A 21,449-nucleotide genomic window follows, 5' to 3' on the forward strand; every position below is an offset into this window, starting at 1 on the left:
TGAAAGTAAGTTCTTCACACATAACTGCACTTCCGGTCCCCTCCCCTTAGCAAGGGGAGGGTTAGGGTGGGGTTCTTATTGAAAGTAAGTTCTTCACACATAACTGCACTTCCGGTCCCCTCCCCTTAGCAAGGGGAGGGTTAGGGTGGGGTTCTTCTTGAAAGTAGGTTTTTCACACATAACTGCACTTCCGGTCCCCTCCCCTTAGCAAGGGGAGGGTTAGGGTGGGGTTCTTCTTGGACGATTCCCTACGGGATAGCTGCGCTTACCGCCACCTCACGCACTCTTTGAGATGAGTGCGCCTGTATGGAGCCTGGTGCTAACCTCTTTCTTCGTAACGAGCGATCGCCCGTCACCGCCGACACCCTCTACCCACTCATTCTTCCTGACGTGACTGGCGCCACGTCAGGAGGACCCCACCCTAACCCTCCCCTTGCTAAGGGGAGGGGACCGGAGATGCAGTTTTATCCCCAATTTTTCCTAGCTAAATTTCAAGTTATAAGCCAGGGTGAGTAAAAAGGTTAACTGCCCTGAAATTAAGAACAAGTAAACCAGGGGTTTTACCTTAAAAATTGACATCATCAGTCCGATACCTTTGATGTCAATCATCGGTCCAAAGACTAAAAAGGCTAAGAGGGAGCCGGTGGTAAAGGTGGAGGCAAAGGAGAGGGCAAAAAAAGCATCCACGGTGGAACAAATGGACACGACAGCGCCAAGAACCAGCATAGCAATAATGGAAGTCACGGGGCCTTGTCCTAAGCTGATAATTAAGTCCCGAGGTGCGGCCACTTGAATGATAGCGGCGATCGCACTGCCCAAGACGAGGACCCCTCCGAGTTCCCGCAGTTCAGCCATGACATTCTCCACAAACAAGCGCAGGCGCTGGGAAAACAGGCGATCGCCCGGAAGGGCCGCCCCTGCACCCCCAAAATTTCCCGCTTTCGATGCCAATAATACCGTTTCCATCGTGGTGGCATCGAGGCGCTGGGGACTGCCTGGGGTCCCTAATAAAAAGGTTCCTGACTGTAACAGGGGTGAGGAGAGTGGCGCATCCGAGGACATATCCTGAGTGCGGATCTTATCAGATTTAGCCTCGGAAGATTGAGCCATCGCCCTTGCAACCATCGGTTGAACGAAGGGAGTTAAATCTTTTTGCCAACTAAAGATTGAGCCAATAATCGTGGCGATCGCCAGGGAAAAGACTACCCGCAACACCACCAGTTCGGGTTGGTCCCGAAATGCCGTCCAAGTGGACCAAATCACAATCGGATTCACCGTGGGAGCCGCCAGTAAAAACCCAATCGCCACTGAGGGGGAGGCTCCCTGCATCAGTAATCGTCGCGCCACGGGGACGTTGCCACACTCGCAAACGGGAAACAGAAACCCGATGGAACTCCCAATTAACGCCCCGAGGACCGGGTTGCGAGGGATGGATGAAAGGAGCTTTGTTTCATCGACGAACAACAACAGTGCACTAGAAAACAACACCCCGAGGAGCAAAAATGGCAGAGCCTCTACAAGCAGACTCATAAACAGGGTAAAGGCGTTGTGTACTTGATTCATCATGCGGTTGGGCCTATTTTTCGCAGTGAGGAGCTTAGATATCAATTAACCCGGGGAAAGTCCCCTAATCAGTCCCCATTGTTTACAGGGTGGGGTCGCCATTTGCTGTCAATCCTCCCAGTCAAGGAACGGCAATGAACCCAGAATAATTCTCTGGATGCTCTTGAGATTGGAGCCAAGTGCAAACCATCCTCACTATATTACAGGGTGCGAGGGAAAACCTGGGGCTGATCCCCAGTCCACTTTGTCCAGGGTCCAGTGCCACCCCGGCAGTGGGCTTTTCCAGGTCCACCCCTGGGAATCCTCCGGGTAACGAATGATTGAAAACTAGCTGAAATAGATTTAAAGTTTAACAAAACATTAAAGGAAATTTAATTTAATTTTATCCAATTCCTGAATTATAAAAAAAAAATACTTCCCAATCCTCATCCCCTGAAGTAATTGGATCAAAACATTAAAAAATCTGTAGGATTGCCCAGAAATCTCCTCGATCAGTTTACGATATCCTTATCCGAATTTTGCCATTATTGTACCTAATCGCCTGGGGTTTCAGACCGCAAATCCACGGACCAACTCTATCCAATCCCGGTGAACCCTCGCGGCTCAACCATCCAGGCGGGCTAACTCACCCCTGAAATAGACAATGCTAAACCTTCTAAATGATGGAGAAGACATGAAAGTTTATACATCGAGTCCAATGGATCTGGGGAACTCTTCTATCTTGAATCAGTCTTCCCCAGATTCATTATTCTTGCTGTCCGATCGCGTCTGTATGAAAACGTTGCATTTAGAGTCAACTCTATCCGCACTTTCCCTTTATGATTATCAAGTGAATGCGGAAGTTAGGGGACGGGAAGTGGCGGAAACGTTTAATGCAAATCCCCTGTTGCCTGGGGTGATTTTGCTGGGGGAAGGTGAACTGGTCGGGATGATTTCTCGGGGGAGATTTTTTGAGCAGCTTTCCCGACCTTACGGGTTAGAATTGTTTTTAAAACGGCAAATTCAGGTTTTATATCGGTTTACTCAAATTGAATATTTACGGTTTAAAAGTTCCGTAACCATTGTCGCTGCAGTTCAGGGAGTTTTGTCGCGATCGCCGGATTTGCTTTATGAACCCATTGTAGTGGAAATCGCCCCGGGGACCTATCGCTTGTTGGACGTACATCAATTATTACTCGCCCATGCCCACATTCACGAATTAGCCACAGAATTACTCCAAAAACTGTATCAACAACTGGAAGTTGCCAATCAAGAGTTACACCGGCAGGCGACTTTAGATGGATTAACCCAAGTCGCTAACCGACGAATGTTTGATCGCTATCTGTCTCAACAATGGGACCGTCTCACGGAGGAGAAAAAACCCCTATCTCTGCTGTTATGCGATATTGATTTTTTTAAGGGTTATAATGATGCTTACGGACATCAGGCAGGCGATCACTGTTTGCAACAAGTGGCACGAGTTTTAAAAGAATGTGGCAGTCGTCGGGAGGATTTAGTGGCGCGATATGGCGGGGAAGAATTTGCCGTAATTTTGCCCAATACCTTTGCCGATGGGGCGATCGCCGTTGCCAGTCGCATCCGTAAGGCCCTTGCAACCCTCCATCTTCCCCATCGGAACTCGACAGTCTGCGATCGCATCACCCTCAGTATCGGTATTGCTACGGTTATCCCCACAAAACATGACTCCTTAGAACGTCTCATTGCCTCCTCAGATCAGGCCCTTTATCGGGCCAAGCAAGAGGGCCGTGACTGCTCCATTTGTCACGAAAATTAACAAATCCGCCACCTTGAACCCCACCCGGTTTGCCTGGGGACTTATCCCCATCTAAGGATTTACAAATCTCTGCAGCTTAACAGGAGTTCCTCAATTCATCCCTCCCTCTTTTTGAGCCGGTTATCAAACTTCCTTTAGGATTGGGGTATCATACAAACAAGAAACCCGGAGGTTTTAACCAATTTTTTGCTAATCCGTAACGAATTAGGGACAGCAGGTTTTTGGGCCTAATTCTTAACTCCTGTCCCTAGGTTAATTCCCGGTTAATTTTAAATTAAACTTTTTTAATGAATTAACCTAGAGGGGAGAGTTATTGTAAAATAAGTAAATTCTGTAAAATAAATAACTTTTAAATTCCCCATGATTCCCATCGTCCCTCACGAGGAAACCCGTAATGCTGGCAACATCCGTGGAAAACTTAGAACAATTCGTTCCCCTTACCCCAGAGCGACTGGTTGGTAAACTCAATTTAGACTCCACCCTCGCCGATTTGACTTTGTTTGATTTTGCCATAGAAGTCACCTGTCCCGGCTCCGACTTGGCGAAAGCCTTAGCCGAAAACCCCCTGCTTCCCGGGGCTATTTTAACCGACTCAGGTCAGTTTGTCGGCACAATTTCCCGTCGGAAATTTTTGGAACATTTGAGTCGCCCCTACGGGTTAGAATTATTCTCCAGACGACCGTTAAAAGCCTTACATAACTTTACCAAAATTGAGCCTCTTACCTTTCCTAGCTATCTGCCTATTGGGATGGCGGCAAGGCAATCTTTAGGCCGATCGCCGGAGTTTCTCTATGAACCGATTGTAGTCGAGATGGAACCAAATGTCTATCGCCTCTTAGACGTTCATCAGTTACTCATCGCCCAATCGCAAATCTATGAACTCACCACCCAGATGCTGCAAGAGCAAACCCGTTCCCATACCATTCAAACGGAAAAAATGGCATCTTTAGGGCGGATGGTGGCGGGGATTGCTCATGAAATTAAAAATCCCGTGAATTGTATTTCCGGAAATATGGGATTTTTAGCCAATTACTGTCAAGATTTGTTAGAACTGGTGTCGGTGTATGAGGAAGAAATGGAGACTCCTTCGGACAAAATTGCCGAAACCATCGAGAATATTGATTTAGATTTTTTACGGAAAGATTTACCCAAGCTGGTGCAATCTTTGGTGGTGAGTTCAGACCGACTCACGAAGATTGTCGGCGGGTTACAAAACTTTTCCCATTTGGATGAAACGGCGCGTAAACCAGCAGATTTACATGAATGCTTGGATAGTACCCTGTTGATTTTAAACAATCAAATCAAGTATGATATTAATCTAGTCAAAAATTATGGAGACTTGCCGTTAGTGGACTGTTATTCGGGACAGTTGAGCCAAGTTTTTATGAATTTGTTGGGAAATGCCATTGATGCTTTATTAGAACGGAAAGAAAAAGAAGCCCAGAATTTGAATAAAAATCCAACTTGGACGCCTCAGTTAGCGATCGCCACCGAATTGCTCAACCGTGAAGACCAATCCGCAGTGATTATCCGGATTGCCGACAATGGAATGGGAATTCCCCTTCAAATTCAACAGCGGATTTTTGATACTTTTTTCACCACCAAACCCGTGGGAAAAGGGACGGGATTAGGATTAGCCATTAGTAATGAAATTGTCCGAGATAAGCATAAGGGTCAAATCAATCTTAACTCCCAAGAGGGAATAGGAACTGAATTTGAAATTATCTTGCTCTTAGACAGAAAACCGGAGGTTGAGTTAAGACTGGACGAGGAATAAGGGAACTCCAAAAAATAAACCCTTCAAAACGTTCGTAGTGACTCCTTCACCGAGTCATCTTTAAAGAAACCCCTTCAGGGGTTACTACAAACATTTGGATGATTTATTTTTTGCAATCCCCTAACCCGAGTTGGGGTGGGGTGAAGATTATCCCCGCAACTGCCAAATTTTAACCGTAGTATCCTCGGTGCCACTAACGAGGGTATTGCCATCGGGAGTAAAGGCGACGGCATACACGACCCCCGATCGCCCCCAGCAGGTACGCTTTTCTTGTCCAGTTTTCACATCCCATAGCACAATGGAAGTATCATCACTGCCCGAGGCAAGGGTTGCTCCATCGGGGGAAAAAGCCACGGAATTGACCCCGTTGGAATGTCCGGTAAGCGTGCCGATTTGCTGTCCCGAGGGCAGTTCCCATAACAAAATTGTGCGATTCGCACAACCACTGGCGAGGAAGCGACCACAGGGAGAAATCGCGATCGCATTTACAGCCCCTGAGCGTCCCCATCCTGTCTGCTTATCCTCCTGAGTCGTCGCATCCCAGAACACAATGGAAGTATCCTCACTTCCCGAGACTAAAGTGCGGCGATCGGGAGAAAAGGCCACGGAGTTGACTGTAGCAGAATGACCATTCAAAGGGCCAAATAGCCGCCAAGAAGCCGTCTCCCAGAGGGCGATCGCCCCATCAGTTCCTCCAGCAGCCAACAGTCGGCCATCAGGGGAAAAAGCCACAGACTTGACCCCCGATGGCGCTTTGAGCAGGCGCAGAATCCGCCGTAACGTCACATCCCATAAGGCGATCGCCCCCCCGGCACTGCCTGCGGCCAACAGTTGTCCATCGGGGGAAAAGGCCACCGCACTCACCCCAGCAAAGGGTTCCTCGGGCCAACTGCTGCGCAGGGTGGGCAATTCTTGTCCCTCATGGAGTTGCCACCATTTAATCCCCGAACGACTGCCACTGACTAACAGTTGACCATTAGCACTAATGGCCACCGCTTTGACTGGCGCACCATGTCCCTTCAAACTGCCAATTTCCGACACCGTAACCGGAGGCGTACTCACACGCACCGTAGCGATCGCCCGTGGAGGCGTGGGTGCAGGCGATCGGGATTGAGGAGTGATGGTCCTACTCACTTTGGGGGGGGTGGCCTTCAACCCGGCGATCAGTTCCTCAGCGGATTGATAGCGCCGCCTCACACTACCTTCGATCGCCTTGTCCAAGACCGTTGCGAGGCGATCGCTCACCTTGTTGATGCCTAAATACTCCCGCCAGACAAAGGTACTTTCCATTGCATCATACATCTCAAACGGTTCCCGGGTCGTCAACAAGTGAATACAAGTCACCCCCAAACTGTAGATATCACTGGCAAATACCGCCTTGCCAAAAGTTTGTTCCGGGGCCGCATAACCCTTCGTGCCAATGGTCGTCCCCGTTTGATTCAGAGTGGTTCCGGTGGCATATTTCGCCGCCCCAAAATCGACCAACACTAACTTGCGATCGTGACGACGCCGAATAATATTTTCCGGTTTGATATCCCGATGAATCACCTGACCTTTGTGGACAAAATCTAAAACCGGCAATAAATCTTCCAGCAAACTAACAATTGCCGATTCAGAAAATCGACCCTGTTCGGCGAGTTCCTCGGTTAAATTTTGTCCGTCAATAAATTCCTGGACAATATATTGCCGATTTTCCTGTTCAAAATGAGCAAACAGTTCCGGAATTTGGGAATGTTTTCCCAATTGTTCCAGGCGAATAGCCTCTTGCTGAAATAATTGATTCGCCTTCTCCGCATTCTGTTGGGATTGGGGATAAAATTGCTTAACCACACATTGCGGTTTCGAGGGTTTGAACTCATCCAGTGCCAACAGCGTTCTACCAAACCCTCCCGTCCCGATGAGTTTGACCAAACGATACCGTTGTCCCAACACCAGCTTGGTACCACAGGCGCGACAAAACATCGTCAGGTCAGGATTTATCGGATTCGGACAATCGGGATTCGGACAGTAACTCATCAATAAGTTTCCCAAGCGGTTATTTCTATGTTAAATCTTGGTTCGCTAATCTGAAACATCGCATATCGGCCCTAATGGGAGAGATTACCGATGAGGGTCCCAAACCACAGGTCTCCCAGACGGGCATTCTCTACCCCTACATTCCCACCTGTTCGCGCTCTTTTTAGTCGGCTTCAGGGGAGTAAAAGGCTTTTAGGGTAAGGGTTTTTGGGGGGGGGTAAGCCCCGGGTTCCGGTGCTTGGGTGATGCGATCGCCCTGCCGGGGGTCTGGACTCGGTTGGGAAATGGCAGAAACAGACCTCTCAGAGGGGAGGGGCTTTGATTCTCCCCCTTCCCGTCAGGGGAAGGGGGTTGGGGGGTTACCTCTCCCCTCCTCAATCCAGTCCAAAGGCCCGGAGGTAGATTGAGTATTTCTGGGGACCGAATAGAATAGACAGAGGGCGCTTAACTGATTTTTCCCACTTTCTCATCGAGTGCGGGTTACCCACCCTAGGCTAACTTGGGAAAATTGCGCTAGTTTTGATGAGGGACTCCACCGTAACCTCATTGCCCCCAGTGATGATCCGGGCCGCGATCGCCACCGAAGATCCACCCCACCCGCGACGGATTCAGGGTTTGAGACCCGAACCCACCCCCGATTCCCTAAACAGCCATTGCTGTTCCACCTAGAGGTTATTAGCCATCGAAGATCGAGGAAAAAACTATGGTAGGAATTGACGAGATCGTTCGGGCGATTCTGGCGATCGCTCGCGTTGCCACTCCCCTCATCATTAATACCGCTAGACGCAACGAATTAGTTATTAAATTACTCCAAAAATTTCAAATTGATACTGACCATCCTCCGGCAGATTTTACCGGAGTGTATCGGTATGCCTTAGTTGAATATGGCATTCAAAACCTCGATAACTTCGACTTTGACCAACTCCAACTCGTCCTCGAACTCTTTCGACAAAACGCAATTTATCAAGGCTTTCGCAAAGCCTTCGATCGCAACGACCCTTATACCCTCCTCAGCGAAGCCGAATCCTATATCGATGGCTTTGCCTTGGGAGATAAAATTCGGGAAAGCCATATTGACTATCAGCGGGAATTGGCGAAATTTAGCAGTATTTTTATGGAAATTGCCCACCGCACCCGCACCCCTGCCGAAGTCTTGGAATTTCGCAAAATTGAAGATTTGCGGTATAATACCAGCCAAATTTTAGAGCGCCTGGAAAACCTTAATGCCCTAGAAGACATCCGCCAAGAAATTGCCAAACTCACCGCCAGCGAGCCCGACCCCCTTCTTCCGGCTGCCGGAACCCAACCCCGCTTTAATTCAGAATTTGCGCGGCAATTACGCAACTGGCTAGAAGCATTATATGACTTCGAGTCTTATGAAGTTCAAACCGAAACTTACTTTGAATGGATTATTAATATCCGCGCCCGTCGCGGATTTGATCGCATTGTAGTCCGGGGAATTGAAGGAGAAGTTACCATTAGTGATGTCAATCATTTACGGGAATCCGTGGATATTCAAAAAGCCGATGAAGGCTGGTTAGTTGCCCCCAGGCGGATTAGTCAAGCAGCAGTAGATATTGTTGAAAATGAGAAAATTTTATTTTGCTACACCTTTGACGAACTCATCGACGAAGTAGCAGATTTTAGTCGATATATCGACTGGTTAGAAGCCGAAGTTATGCAGCGCGACATTGAACGGTTATATGTCCCCCTGGCCTGCACCAAAGAAGAACTAGACCCGATTACTCATCAACGAATTGCTAAAAGTCGGTACGATGAACGCAACGGCTGGATCGATCGCTATATCAACCGCTGGGTGGATGATCCAGCCAAAGAACATATCTCAATTTTAGGGGAATTTGGTACCGGCAAAACCTGGTTTGCCCTTCATTATGCCTGGGAAACAGTTAAGAAATATCGCGCTGCCAAAGAAGAAGGACTTCCCCGTCCCCGTCTGCCCTTAGTCATTCCCTTACGGGATTATGCCAAAGCTGTCAGTGTCGAATCCTTGTTTTCAGAATTCTTTTTCCGGCAGCATGAAATTGGCTTACCCGGTTATTCCGCCTTTGAGCAATTGAATCGCATGGGGAAATTGTTATTAATTTTTGATGGCTTTGATGAAATGGCAGCCAAAGTCGATCGCCAACAAATGATTAATAACTTTTGGGAACTCGCCAAAGTTGTCGTTCCCGGGTCCAAAGTTATCCTCACCTGTCGGACAGAACATTTTCCCGAAGCTCAAGAAGGACGCGCCCTTTTAAATGCAGAATTAAAAGCATCCACTGCCAATTTAATTGGGGCAACTCCTCAGTTTGAAGTCCTGGAAATTGAAAAACTTAATTCCACCCAAATCCGCGATGTGATTAGCAAGCGGGCAACAGTGGCAACGGTGGAAAAAGTCATGAAAAATGCCAAATTATTGGATTTGGCAAAACGTCCGGTCATGATTGAGTTGATTTTAGAAGCATTACCGGAAATTGAGTCAGGGAAACCCATTGATTTATCCCGAATTTACTTTTATGCCGTGCGCCGCAAAATGGAACGGGATATTAAAACCGAGCGCACTTTTACCTCAATGGCGGATAAATTATATTTCCTCTGCGAACTGTCCTGGGAAATGCTCTCCAGCGATCGCATGAGTCTCAATTTCCGGGAATTTCCCAATCGCCTGCGTCGCCTGTTCAGTACCGTGGTCCAACAACAAAAAGATTTAGACCACTGGCATTATGACATGATGGCTCAAACCATGCTGATTCGGAATGCAGAAGGGGACTATACTCCCGCCCATCGCTCACTCTTAGAGTTTTTTGTTGCCTACAAATTTGCCGTAGAATTGGGCATTTTAGCCCCGGATTTTGCGGAATTTGCAGACCTCAAACAGTTTCCCCCGGCATCCGAACTCTCCCAAACCTTTGGCAAAGCGCCCTTAACCCAAGCGGTGTTAGAGCTATTATTGCCCAGTGTTGACCCTGGAGAAACCACCAAAAGTCGCTTATTGCAATTAGTCCAATCCACCCAAGGTCAATGTGAAAATGAAGCCAGATATCTAGGCGGAAATGCCGTGACTTTACTCTTAAAACTTGACCCCAATGCCCTGGATAATAGCGACCTCCAAGATACGGTCATCTTAGGGGCTGATTTTACTTCGGCAAATTTACGGAATGTCAATTTAGCTCAAGCTAATTTAAAACATTGTACCTTTACTACCGTATTTGGAACGGTTTTATCAGCAGCATTTAGTCCCGATGGGGAGTGGTTCGCCACGGGAGATGCCAATGGAGAAATTTATCTGTGGCAAGTCGAGGGTAAACCCTTGGTATTGTGCCAAGGACATTCGGCGGCAGTCTGGTCCGTGGCAGTCACCCCCGATGGCAAAACCCTCGTTTCGGGTAGCGATGATGGGACGGTCAAAACTTGGGATGTCCGGACCGGGACCTGTCTACAAACTTTGCAAGGTCATAGCCATTTTGTGAGAGCAGTTGCCGTTACCCCTGATGGCCAAACTATCGTTTCCGGTAGTAACGATCGCACCCTTAAACTCTGGGATTTAGAAACCGGCAACTGTCATACAACCTTATACGGACATGGTAGCATCATCTGGTCGGTCGCCGTGACCCCCGATGGCGAAACCATCGCCTCCGGTAGTGCAGATCAAACGGTGAAACTCTGGGATGTGGAAACCGGCGTCTGTCGCAAAACCCTAGAGGGACATACAGAGTGGGTTTTATCCGTAGCAATCACCCCGGATGGCATCACCCTCGCCTCCAGTAGTGCGGGAGGAACGGTGAAACTCTGGGATTTAACCACCGGAAACTGTCATACAACCTTAGAGGAACAGAGTAGTTCCGTTTGGTCCTTAGCAGTTGCTGCCGATAACCGCACTCTCATCGGCGGGAGTGCCGATGGGACCGTGAAAGTCTGGGATATGACCACCGGGGACTGTGTACATCGGTTACCGGAGCATAATAGTCGCGTGGGAACTGTGGCCATTGCTCCCGATGGCCGCACCTTGGTCTCAGGAAGTGATGACGAAACGGTGAAACTCTGGGATATCGTTCGGGGAGAATGCCTCACAACGTTACAAGGATATGCCAGTGCCGTGTGGTCCTTGGCCCTCGCCCCCGATGGCAACACCCTCGCCTCCGGCAGTGCCGATCGCAGCGTCAAAGTCTGGGATTTAACCACCGGCGAATGTTTGAGAACCTGGCAGGGACATCCCAGTAAAGTGCTATCCCTCGCCATTCCCTCTACTGGAGATTACCTCACAAGTATTAGCGATGATGGCACTCTCCACCGTTGGGATATCCAAACGGGTGAGAATCTCACGAACCCTGGGAAACCCCCCAGTTTTGGTGAAGTGATGGCCTTATCCCCCGATGGTCAAACCTTGGCCTGTGGGAGTGCGGACTCTACCGTAAAACTCTGGGATTTGCAAACGGAACAGGGGATGAACCCCTTACCCGGGCATACCAGTCGGGTAGTCTCTCTCTCGTTTAGTAGCGATAGCACAATCCTGGTTTCTGGGACCGGGGATGGCACAATGAACCTGTGGGATTTCCGAACAGGTAAATGCCTGAAAACGTTACAGGGTCAAGGAAACTCCATCTGGGCGGTGGCGGTTTCCCCGGACGGAAAAACCCTCGCCTCTGGCCGGGAAGATGGTACGGTGAATCTCTGGGATGTAGAAACGGGAGACTGCCTCAAAACCTTAGATGGACATGGGAGTGCGGTGTTATCTCTGGTGTTTCATCCCGATGGAAAAAGGCTGGTTTCCGGGAGTTATGATGAAACAATCAAAGTGTGGGAGTTGGAGTCAGGAGATTGCTTACAGGCGATCGTGAATAAACCCTACGCTGGGATGAATATTACCGGGGCCCGGGGATTAACCGAGGCTCAAAAAGCTACCCTGAAAGCATTAGGGGCGATCGAGCAAAACCTTAACGATTAATGCCTTTAAATCGTTCTTTAGCCGAGTCAAAGGCATCTTGCATGGCGGCTTGAATTTTGTCCGGGTCGGGTTTTTTACCGCCCATTAAATCCCCGAAATACACACAGGCTCCTTCACCGAGGGCCCAAGTATAGGCGGCGGCCCAGGAGGCGGCGATCGCACTGCCGAAAATTGGCACAAATTTGACTAATTCCCGCCCGATCGCCTGGGCGGCAAATCCACCGGCGATCGCACTGACGACTCCTCCTGCTTGGGATGGCGTGAGTGTTTGTCCATAGAGTCGGCCTAACAATCCCACCATTGAGGCTTGTAACGCCGTCAGGACCGGCATAGTGGCAAAGGGCAGGGGAACCGCCGCGAGGGTGGCCGCCATGATGGAGAAGGCTAAAATATACCGTCGAGCCACATCTCGATACAACGTGCCAATTTCCTCCCCTGCGCCTTGGTCTAACAGTTGATAAATGGCGCTGGATTCGGCTTCTGGGAGGAGGTCGGCCAGGGCATCGCTGAGAGCCTCTAAGCCATAAAATACCGGAGTATAGCCATCTTCTTCTAGGGTAAAATCCAGGGCAACGGCGCGATCGCAAATTTCGCCAAACCCGGCTTTAATCGACTCAAACGCCCGATTCACCGAAGGATAATCCGGGGGATAGGGGGGATGGTCTTCGGTATTGGGGGGATAGACTTCATGCAAACAGGTCACCGCCAATAAACAAGGGATGTGAGGTGAGGCGACGCGTAACTGTTGGGCAATTTGGCGGAGGGAATCCGTAGCAAAATCGTTGATTTTCACCGTGAGAATCAGGATTTTGGCCCGACCCGTTTCTTGTTGCAAATCCCCGACTAACTCTTGGACGATCGCCTCCGGATCTTGGTTGACATCCCCGAGTCCGACGGTATCGGTAAAAATCAGTAACGGCAGGTCACTGGAGGGGTAGGCATAGCGTTCTGTATGTTGGGTGTGGGGACGGAATCCTTGGCCGATAATATCTGCTGAAACCCCGGTGAGTCCCCGGACGATGGAACTTTTGCCCGCTTGGGGTTTGCCAATTAATAGGGCCTCGGTGGTGGGCAGTTGAGCGCGAACTGCCGTCAAAATTTCAGCTACTCGGTCTTCGCTGACGCTGAACCAATCCTGAAAATATTGGGGAAGGCGATATTGGGGAAGGCGATATTGGGGAAGGCGATCGCCTAGGGAGAGTTGTTTTAGGCGGTCTGTGGCCTGATTCCACACTTCTCCAAGGCGATCGGTCCAGGATTTTTGGGCTGATTCTGCTGATTTTGCCGATTCCTGGGTGAGATTCTCCGTCGGTTCGGGGGACGGATGGGAATCGGGTATGGGGGAATCAGTCTCGCGTTGCTCACTCATCTGTTGTATAAAAACGAGGAATCGATGCTGCCTTGATGAAAAACCCGCCTCCGCAGTCGGGATTTTTTCTGGGGGTTGACCCGAGAACGGGTGAGACCCCAGGACTACTTTATCGCAAGTTGAGCCAATTAGAGGGATTAGCTGGAAAAATGCTCTAGGAAGCCCGCCCTCTGGGCTGAACCTTCCCTCCCTTGAGGGGTCAAGGGTCTGGGAGGAGTGCTTTAAGGATAGCCCGATCGCGTCCTTGGGATTTGGCTTCATAGAGGGCGGCATCGGCGACAGCAATTAACGATTCGGGTTTCTCTGAGTCCGTGGGAATCGTGGTGCCGATCCCCAGACTGACGGTGACCCAAGGACTGACGCGGGAATCTAAGTGAGGTACTTGCAACTGTTTGAGGCGAACTCGAATGGTTTCGGCCACCTTAAGCGCCCCGGAACCATTGGTATTCGGTAAAATTATCACAAACTCTTCTCCCCCATACCGAGCGAGTAAATCGGTCTTGCGGCTAATTGCACTCCCTGCGGACCGGGCTACTTGTTGCAAACAGCGATCGCCCGCTTGGTGTCCGTAGTAATCGTTATAGGCTTTAAAATAGTCAAGGTCGAATAAAATCAAGGAAAGCGGCTGTTTTTCCCGTTGTGCGCGATTCCATTCACAATCGAGATATTCATCAAAGCGGCGGCGATTGGCAACTTGGGTTAAACTATCCAGATGAGCCAGCCGTTCTAATTCTAAATTGGCTTTTTTTAAAGCTGCTTCGGTTTTTTTACGCTGAATCATTGAGCCTAACTGACTGGCCACGGCTTGGAGCAATTCCAGAGATCGCCGGTCCGGTTGCATTTCATCTTTTTGAAAAAACACTAAAACCGCTAACACTTCTGAGTTATTCCCCGTGGTACTATCCCGCAGCAAAATGGGAATACCCAGCATTCCTTTTAGTCCCGCAGTTGCGACGATATCCGCCCGAGAAAACAGTTCTGACTCTTCCTGAGAGGCATCAGCAATCCATTTTAAATCTTGCTCCTGCCAAATCCTAGCCGCAAATCCCCGGCCTTGAAAAATCTCCTGGGTTTTACTAGAATCATGAAATTCTGCAAGTTTGGCATCATTCCCATACCACGCCTGTCCATATACCAGTTCCGTAGCGGAGTCATTCGGCATCCAGGCTTCCCCAAAATCCCAGCCCAGGGTTTGACAAAGTTTTTCTAAAATAATGGCTAAGGCCGAATCTATATCCCCCGCTTCACTAATAGATTGAGTCGTCGTTAATAGCAGTTGCAATTGAGCATTTTGAGACTTGAGCTCTACCATCAATTCCCGCAGGCGCAATTGATGTTCAATGCGCGCCAAAACTTCCACTGGCTCAAAGGGTTTAGTGATATAGTCTACTCCCCCTAAATTAAAAGCCGTTACTTTATCAATCGCCCCATCCAAGGCGCTGATAAAAATGATAGGAATTTCCTCCGTTCGCGGGTCTGCTTTGAGTTGACGACACACTTCGTACCCGTCCATATCTGGCATTTTAATATCTAACAAAATCAAATCCGGTGGATTAGCCATAACGGATTTTAATGCCATTTTTCCATTAGGAGCGACTCTAATTTTATAGTTGTTTCGGCAGAGGATTTGATTCAACAGCAAAAGGTTAACGGGGGTATCATCCACCACCAATACATTAGCTTTAGGGTTTGATGCAGACCGCTGATTCATCATTGATTGAGTCACTCCTGTCTCTTGAGAATAAGGACTACTCTCCTGAATTTTTCCAAAGTGGTAGGTCGAACAATTCTATTTTAACTCTCTATCCTTTCCACCTGTGTCCAAAACCGAGCCTCTCCTGCTTCCCCGGGATGGGGTGGAGCGATTACAAAATTGAATAAATCCAACATTCATTCATCAAAAAGTCAGGGATAACTTGTCTTTTTACGGTAATAATAGCAGATTCTGGGGCTTGAAAAATCAATCCAGCTTTTTATCCCTGATTTTTCCATCCCTTGGGGTGAATCTCCCATGCTATACTCAAAGGCTCTACGATCCCCCTTCAGTCCCCGGAAGACAAACCGGGTTTCTTCACCAGATTCTGCTAATCCGTAACCCATTAGGGCCCGAGGGTTTGTTGCCCGATCGCTCAAATACTGTACCTCTATCCTAGATCTTAGCCTAGAGGGGATATTGGGCGGATTGTCCTATTCCCGATGCTTTCCGTGAACCCCAGGAAGTTCCGGTGATCCCCATCGCGCGTAGAATGGAGTGATTAAACCCTGTAAGGGTTTGGGGTCGAAGAAGGCGATCGCCCCTTGTTCGCCGATTCCCCCACCTTGGCCCGATCTCCGCATAACTGGATTGTTTTCCCCGCATTGCCAGCCCTATGTTTACTTTACCACTTTTCTCTCAAAAAGTCTACCCGCAAACCCCTTACTATCCCGTTCCAGTTTTTTCCCGTTCAATTGATTTAGTCAAAAAGCTCTTGTGCCATTTAACCCTACTAAAAAGTTATTCTTAAGCAAAATTCACCCTGTTCCTATCCAACTGATTAACCAGAATTGCCTCAACAGATTTAGAATAATCCATTATCATAATTTGTGAATATTATCCTAAATTTCTAATCACTAAAAATCTATTAAGAGGACTTTACCTTAAAATTAAAGCCAGTAATTTTTCAAATTGATACTGATTAGCTAAAGAGTAAAGGGCCTGGGCTAAAGCAGGTTCTTCTAAACCCACTTGTTCGATCGCCGAGGCAATCAGTTCTAAATCCCCTTGGATTAAACCATCCTGTAAACTATCCAGGTATTCCCGAGGAATATTCGCCAGGTCCGATGGTTTCAGTGAGATAGATTTCTCTTTAAAACCCGCAGTTTCTGGGGTTCTATTGGTGTCCCGTGATAGGCCTAAATGAGTGGCGATCGCCTCAAAAATCTCCACCTCTCGGAAGGGTTTGCGAACCAAACCATCACAACCTGCCGCCAAAATTTGTGATTTATCAAAATCCCAACCACTCGCGGTAATCGCGACAATTGCTGGAACGGGGATTTGAGGATTATTTCGACAATGCGCTTTAATCCGACGGGTAGCTTCATACCCATCTATTTTAGGCATCCGCATATCCATCCAAATTAAATGCGGTAAAAACTGCTGCCACATTTGCAGGACTTCTGCACCGTCAACGGCTCGTTTTAATTCAAACCCAAAAGGTTGAAGAATTTCTATCAACAATTGGCTGTTATAATCGTGATCATCAACCACAATCATTCGGTAGCCCGGTTGTTGCCGCTGGATAGGGGGAACTAGCACAAGGGGGTTAATTCCAGGAATTTCTCCCCCCGTGACAACCCGGACAGGAATCTCAAATTTAAAGGTTGTAACGGGACCCAACTTGGAGGGGGAGTCGGTAATAATTTCACAACATGGCTCCCCCTCCCTATAGAATTTCCCACTGCTTTGGACCGAGATCTCCCCACCCATTAAGCGGACAAACTGAGCGCTAATATTTAATCCCAAGCCTGTTCCTTCTTGGGAATAAATCCTCACCCCCGTTTGGGCAAAGGGTTTAAAAAGATGTTCAAAGTACATCGGGTCAATGCCGATTCCTGTATCCGAAACTTCAAAGCAAATTTTGGCTAAGTCCCCACCGGTAACCCCAGGGATTTCCGACTCTTTACCCACTCTGCTGACTCGTAAAGAGACCTGACCCTCAGCGGTAAATTTAATCGCATTACCCAGCAAATTAATCAGAACCTGACGCAGTTTTACCTCATCGGTTCTAATATAATGGGGAACATTGACTGCCGAATCAATCGTGAGGGCTAACCCCTTTTCTCTTGCTTTTAAAGAGAACATATTCTGCACATCAACTAATAAGCTGCAGAGGTCAAAATCATTTTCACTGAGGGTCATGGTCCCCGCCTCAATTTTGGAGAGGTCAAGTACCCGTTCAATCAGGTCGAGGAGATGTTCCCCACTTTTGCGAACGATATTCAGATGTTCTTGCTGTTCTCGGGTGAGATTAGCCGCCGCACTGATCAGTTGCGAAAAGCCTAAAATAGCCGTCAGGGGAGTTCTTAATTCATGACTCATGTTAGCGAGGAAGGCACTTTTAGCGCGGTTGGCTGCTTCTGCCGCATCTTTGGCCCGTTCGAGTTCGGTTTCCGCGAGTTTACGGGGGGTAATATCCTCAACGGAACCCAAAATGTGAGAGGGTGTTCCCTCCGCCGATCGGGAAAAGACGACTTCGCGGGCATTCAACCAACGCCAGTCCCCATTTTTGTGGCGAAATCGGTATTCGGTAGAGAGGACGTCACTATCTTGAAGTGAGAGAAAACGAGCAGTTCCCTGGGAGAAGAGAGATTGATCCTCGGGATGATAGCGTTCCAGAGCCCATTTAGGGTTGGCCTCCCCGAGTTCAGCGGGACAGTAGCCTAAAATACCGAGGGATTGCTGATTGAGATAAACGCTGGTGTTGGTAGAAAGGTCGCGCAAATATAAAATATGGGGAATGGCATCGGCCACTTTTTGGAGAAAATGCTGACTGGTGCTTAATGCCTCTTCGATTTGTTTACGATCGCTGATATCCCGTCCCACCGCTTGGTATTCCAAAATCCGCCCGGATTCGTCAAAGATGCCGCGAGTCACCCACTGAGTCCAGCGTCGTTCTCCTCGGGCGATCGCCCGATTTTCAAAAGTAACCACCGGATTTTGCGGGGATATTTGCTCCACAAGTTGGGCCACAGATTCCCGGTCCTCGGCCACGATCGCCGGTTCATAGTGATGGGCGATCGCCTCGTCTCGGGTCACCCCAAAAAATCGGCAAAACGCTTCATTCACAAAGGTGACTATGCCATCGGGCAGAAATCGCACAATCAGCTCAGTCTGGTCCTCTAAAATCGCCCGATAGCGCGCCTCACTATGGCGCAGATCCTGTTGCACCTCAAAGCGATCGGTAATGTCAGAAAACGAGGCTACCACTGCTGCTGGACGGTCTTCCCCCAGGTGAAATAACGGTTGCGAGTTGATGGAAATCCAGGTTAAGCTGCCATCGGGTTTATGCACACCCATGACCACATTCGCACAAGGTTCCCCGGTTGCTAGGGTAACCATTGCCGGATGTTCATGTCCCGGAAATGGAGTTCCATCTTCCCGAATCGCTTGCCAGCCGGGGTCTAAGGAGGTTTTTCCCGTCATTTGTTCCCGAGATAACCCGAGGATCCGTTCCGCACTCGCATTACAAGTGCGAATTTCCCCGCTGGCTTCCTGTAAGACAACCCCCTCCGCCATCGCCGCAATGACCGAGCGATACCGTTCTTCGCTTTCATGTAAAGCGACTTCTGCCCGCTTACGTTCCGTGACATCCCGGACGATACAAACCACTTCGTCTACTCCGCTTTTGACAATGCGAGCTTCGTAGCTATGTACTCCATCCTCTTGTACCAGTTCATGTTCATAAGTTTGCAAGGTTCCGGTTTGCACCGCCCTTTGGAACCGCTCAAACAAATCCATCTTGGTGGATTCAGGCATGGGCAACTCTCGCAAATTTTTGCCGATTAGCGCTTTGGGGGGGAGATTGAAAATCTGATTTTGAGACTCTACATCCAGATACGTGCCATCAATCCGTTGCCGGAACATCATATCAGGAATCGCATTTAAAAGGGCCTGAATCCGTTCTTCGCTTAAACGTAGAGCTGCTTCGGTTTGTTTGAGTTCTGTAATATCCGTGGAAATTCCACAGAGGGCATAGATGGTCCCATCGGGATTTTTGAGGGGAACTTTGATGGTTAAATAGTGGTGTAATTCGTTGCTATGTTGAACCACTCCAATATCAAAAGACTGAATAATTGATCCAGTTTGAATCACTTCTCGGTCTTTTTCTTGCATATACTGGGCCATTTCCGGGGAGAAAAACTTAAAATCATCAAAACCGATCACTTCGGATTTGACTCCGCCCAGCCATTCAACCCCTACGCGATTCATGTAAGTATATTGACTGTTTAAATTTTTGAGGTAAATGCAGGCCCCAACGTTTTCCAACAGGGCGGATAACGTCTGTTCGCTCTTACGGAGGGAGGCTTCCATCTGCTGCCGATCGCAAATTTCTTGCTCTAAGCGTTGATTGATTTGAGCCAGTTCAGCGGTGCGATCGCGCACTTGCATTTCCAAGGTCCGATTGTAATCTTCTAGCAGGTTTTCCGCTTGTTTGCGTTCGGTAATATCGCTCGTGACGGCAGTAATCATCCAGCAGTTAGCTGCTTCATCCCGGCGGGAAATTAAGGTTTGCAATAACCACCGGAACTGGCCGTTTTTATGCCGAAACCGATGCTCAACCTCGATCGCCCCTTCCACACAAACCCGTTCTAAATTACCCACCATCGCCTCTTTATCCTCCCTCGGTAACCGAGATAGCCAGAGGTCCGGTTGTGCTAACAATTCTTCCGCCGTGAATCCGACTAAAGCCGCAGCTCCCGGGGAAATATACTCATATTCCCAAAATTCCTCACTATATAACCGCAGACTAGAAATCAGCACGGAGGCATTCTGTAACACCGCTTTGAGTCGTTCTTCCGAGAGTTGCAGCGCCGCTTCGGCTTGTTTGCGTTCCGTGATATCGGTAATCGTGCCGACATACCCTATGGGCTTTCCTTCTGCATCTTTTTCAACTCCTGCTTGTCCAACCACCCAAAGTTCACTGCCATCGGGTTGCAGAAAGCGGTACTCACAATTAAAGGGGATGCCATGCTCAACAAAATTCAACCACTCACAAATGGTGCGATCGCGGTCCTGTGGGTGTAAGGTCCTTGTCCACCCCGGTCCCATTGACTCTTGTTCCGATAAGCCAATCATTTCAAAACTGCGATCGTTCCCATAGAGACAATTGCCCTGGAGATCCGTGCGGAAAATGCCCACGGGTGAAGCTTTAGCCAGCGCAGCATAGCGCTCTTCACTTTCTTGAAGGGCTTTTTGGGCCTGTTTCCATTCCGTAATATCTAGGGCAATGCCTGTGATCCTCCAGGAATCCGCCCCCACTTCCGGTTGAACACTGAAGGTATGGGAAATCCAGCGCCAACTGCCATTCTTATGCTGGAATCGATACTCTAATGTGAGGTTATCTCCAGCCGCCAGTTGTTCTAAGGCCGGTTGGACGATCGCTGCTCTCTCTTCTGGGTCAATGTGCGACCACCATAAACCCGGTTGCCTTAACAACTCAGCCGATGGATATCCAAAAATTGCCTCGGCACTAGGAGAACAGTATTGATACTCCCAGGAGTGACTGGGGAAAATTGTAGCACAATAAATAAATATATCAGAATTTTCCAGAACCGTTGTCTGAAATTTCTCACAAGTGAGTGGAAGGGAGACCGGAGTCCCTATCTCCGCCGGGGAGTCCGGAGCAGGACCCTCGCTCACAGTGCCAAGGCGATCGCCAATATCAGCCACCGTCATCAGTGCGCCCGTAATCGCTCCCTTGTCATCCCAAACCGGCACTGAGCGCAGTTCTAGGGCGATTTTCTGACCGTTGTGATTCTGGTAGATCCTCTCAATGGTCAGGGGTTCTCCTAAAAGCGATCGCCGCCAAGGTTGATGACTTTCCCAGGGCGCAATCATCGGCCCTGAATCCTCCCCCACAGCCAAGACATCGCCCCCCAGCAACTGCTGGAAATAATCATTGGTATAGGCGAGGTTGCCCTCAGGATTAATTAGAGCCACCCCCACGGGTAGCGCTGCCAGAAGTTGATATGATCGCCCTTCGCTGCCGTCTAGGGCTTCTTGATGGTGTTTCATTGCAGAATAGGGTCGAATGAGTGAGCCAGTCTCTGACTTCAATTTTGGCATTGTCTACCCCACTCTGGGTAGCCACTTTTTCGATTTCCTCAAACCCGCCCATCGGCGATCGCCTGGAAGTGATCATCACTCATCGTTTCCCCGCCACCCAAATGCAGCCCATAATAAACAGGGTAAACCCCAAATAACCCCAAACCGTTACCCACTCCTGCCAATTTCCACTGTCCA

10 protein-coding genes are annotated in these 21,449 nt (G+C 48.9%); 4 read left to right on the forward strand and 6 right to left on the reverse strand.

Going from position 1 to position 21,449, the window contains the following annotated elements; all coding sequences use genetic code 11:
* Positions 1-480: 480 nt before the first annotated feature.
* The gene (locus NG792_RS16760) at positions 481-1,566 is read right to left on the reverse strand and encodes a permease (protein WP_435387586.1); all 1,086 of its coding nucleotides are present in this window, start codon (positions 1,564-1,566) and stop codon (positions 481-483) included.
* Between the two features lie 640 nt (positions 1,567-2,206).
* On the opposite strand from NG792_RS16760, the gene NG792_RS16765 reads away from it, so the two are divergent.
* Both NG792_RS16765 and NG792_RS16770 read left to right on the forward strand, forming a co-directional pair.
* Entirely contained in the window at positions 2,207-3,337 is a 1,131-nt protein-coding gene (locus tag NG792_RS16765; RefSeq protein ID WP_261236138.1) for a GGDEF domain-containing protein, read from the forward strand.
* Between the two features lie 394 nt (positions 3,338-3,731).
* A complete protein-coding gene (locus NG792_RS16770) occupies positions 3,732-5,114 on the forward strand; it encodes an ATP-binding protein (protein ID WP_261236139.1) in 1,383 nt (460 codons plus the stop codon).
* 147 nt (positions 5,115-5,261) lie between these two features.
* Here the strand turns inward: NG792_RS16770 and NG792_RS16775 are convergent, their stop codons facing one another.
* Positions 5,262-7,130 (reverse strand): protein kinase domain-containing protein, encoded by a 1,869-nt coding sequence (locus NG792_RS16775; RefSeq protein WP_261236140.1) that lies wholly within the window; start codon positions 7,128-7,130, stop codon positions 5,262-5,264.
* A 522-nt stretch (positions 7,131-7,652) separates the two neighbouring features.
* Here NG792_RS16775 and NG792_RS16780 point away from each other — a divergent pair.
* Together NG792_RS16780 and NG792_RS16785 are read left to right on the forward strand one after the other, a co-directional pair.
* Positions 7,653-7,799, forward strand: coding sequence for a hypothetical protein (locus NG792_RS16780; RefSeq protein ID WP_261199061.1), 147 nt, complete (start codon positions 7,653-7,655; stop codon positions 7,797-7,799).
* 34 nt (positions 7,800-7,833) lie between these two features.
* Positions 7,834-12,078 carry a WD40 domain-containing protein gene (locus NG792_RS16785; protein ID WP_261236141.1) on the forward strand — a complete coding sequence of 1,415 codons (4,245 nt, stop codon included), beginning with the start codon at positions 7,834-7,836 and terminating at the stop codon, positions 12,076-12,078.
* Here NG792_RS16785 and NG792_RS16790 read toward each other — a convergent pair.
* The 4 genes from NG792_RS16790 to NG792_RS16805 all read right to left on the reverse strand — a co-directional run bounded on the left by NG792_RS16790 (position 12,068) and on the right by NG792_RS16805 (position 21,221).
* Positions 12,068-13,447, reverse strand: coding sequence for a GTPase family protein (locus tag NG792_RS16790; protein WP_261236142.1), 1,380 nt, complete (start codon positions 13,445-13,447; stop codon positions 12,068-12,070). The genes NG792_RS16785 and NG792_RS16790 overlap by 11 nt on opposite strands.
* Positions 13,448-13,646: 199 nt before the next feature.
* Positions 13,647-15,161 carry a diguanylate cyclase domain-containing protein gene (locus NG792_RS16795; RefSeq protein ID WP_261199064.1) on the reverse strand — a complete coding sequence of 505 codons (1,515 nt, stop codon included), beginning with the start codon at positions 15,159-15,161 and terminating at the stop codon, positions 13,647-13,649.
* Positions 15,162-15,634: 473 nt separating this feature from the next.
* Positions 15,635-15,784, reverse strand: coding sequence for a hypothetical protein (locus tag NG792_RS16800; protein ID WP_261199065.1), 150 nt, complete (start codon positions 15,782-15,784; stop codon positions 15,635-15,637).
* 295 nt (positions 15,785-16,079) lie between these two features.
* On the reverse strand, positions 16,080-21,221 hold the full coding sequence (locus NG792_RS16805) for a PAS domain S-box protein (RefSeq protein ID WP_261236143.1): 5,142 nt from the start codon (positions 21,219-21,221) through the stop codon (positions 16,080-16,082).
* Positions 21,222-21,449 lie beyond the last annotated feature (228 nt).

It is taken from the genome of Laspinema olomoucense D3b, from assembly GCF_025370785.1.
In the GTDB taxonomy this organism is placed as follows: domain Bacteria; phylum Cyanobacteriota; class Cyanobacteriia; order Cyanobacteriales; family Laspinemataceae; genus Laspinema; species Laspinema olomoucense.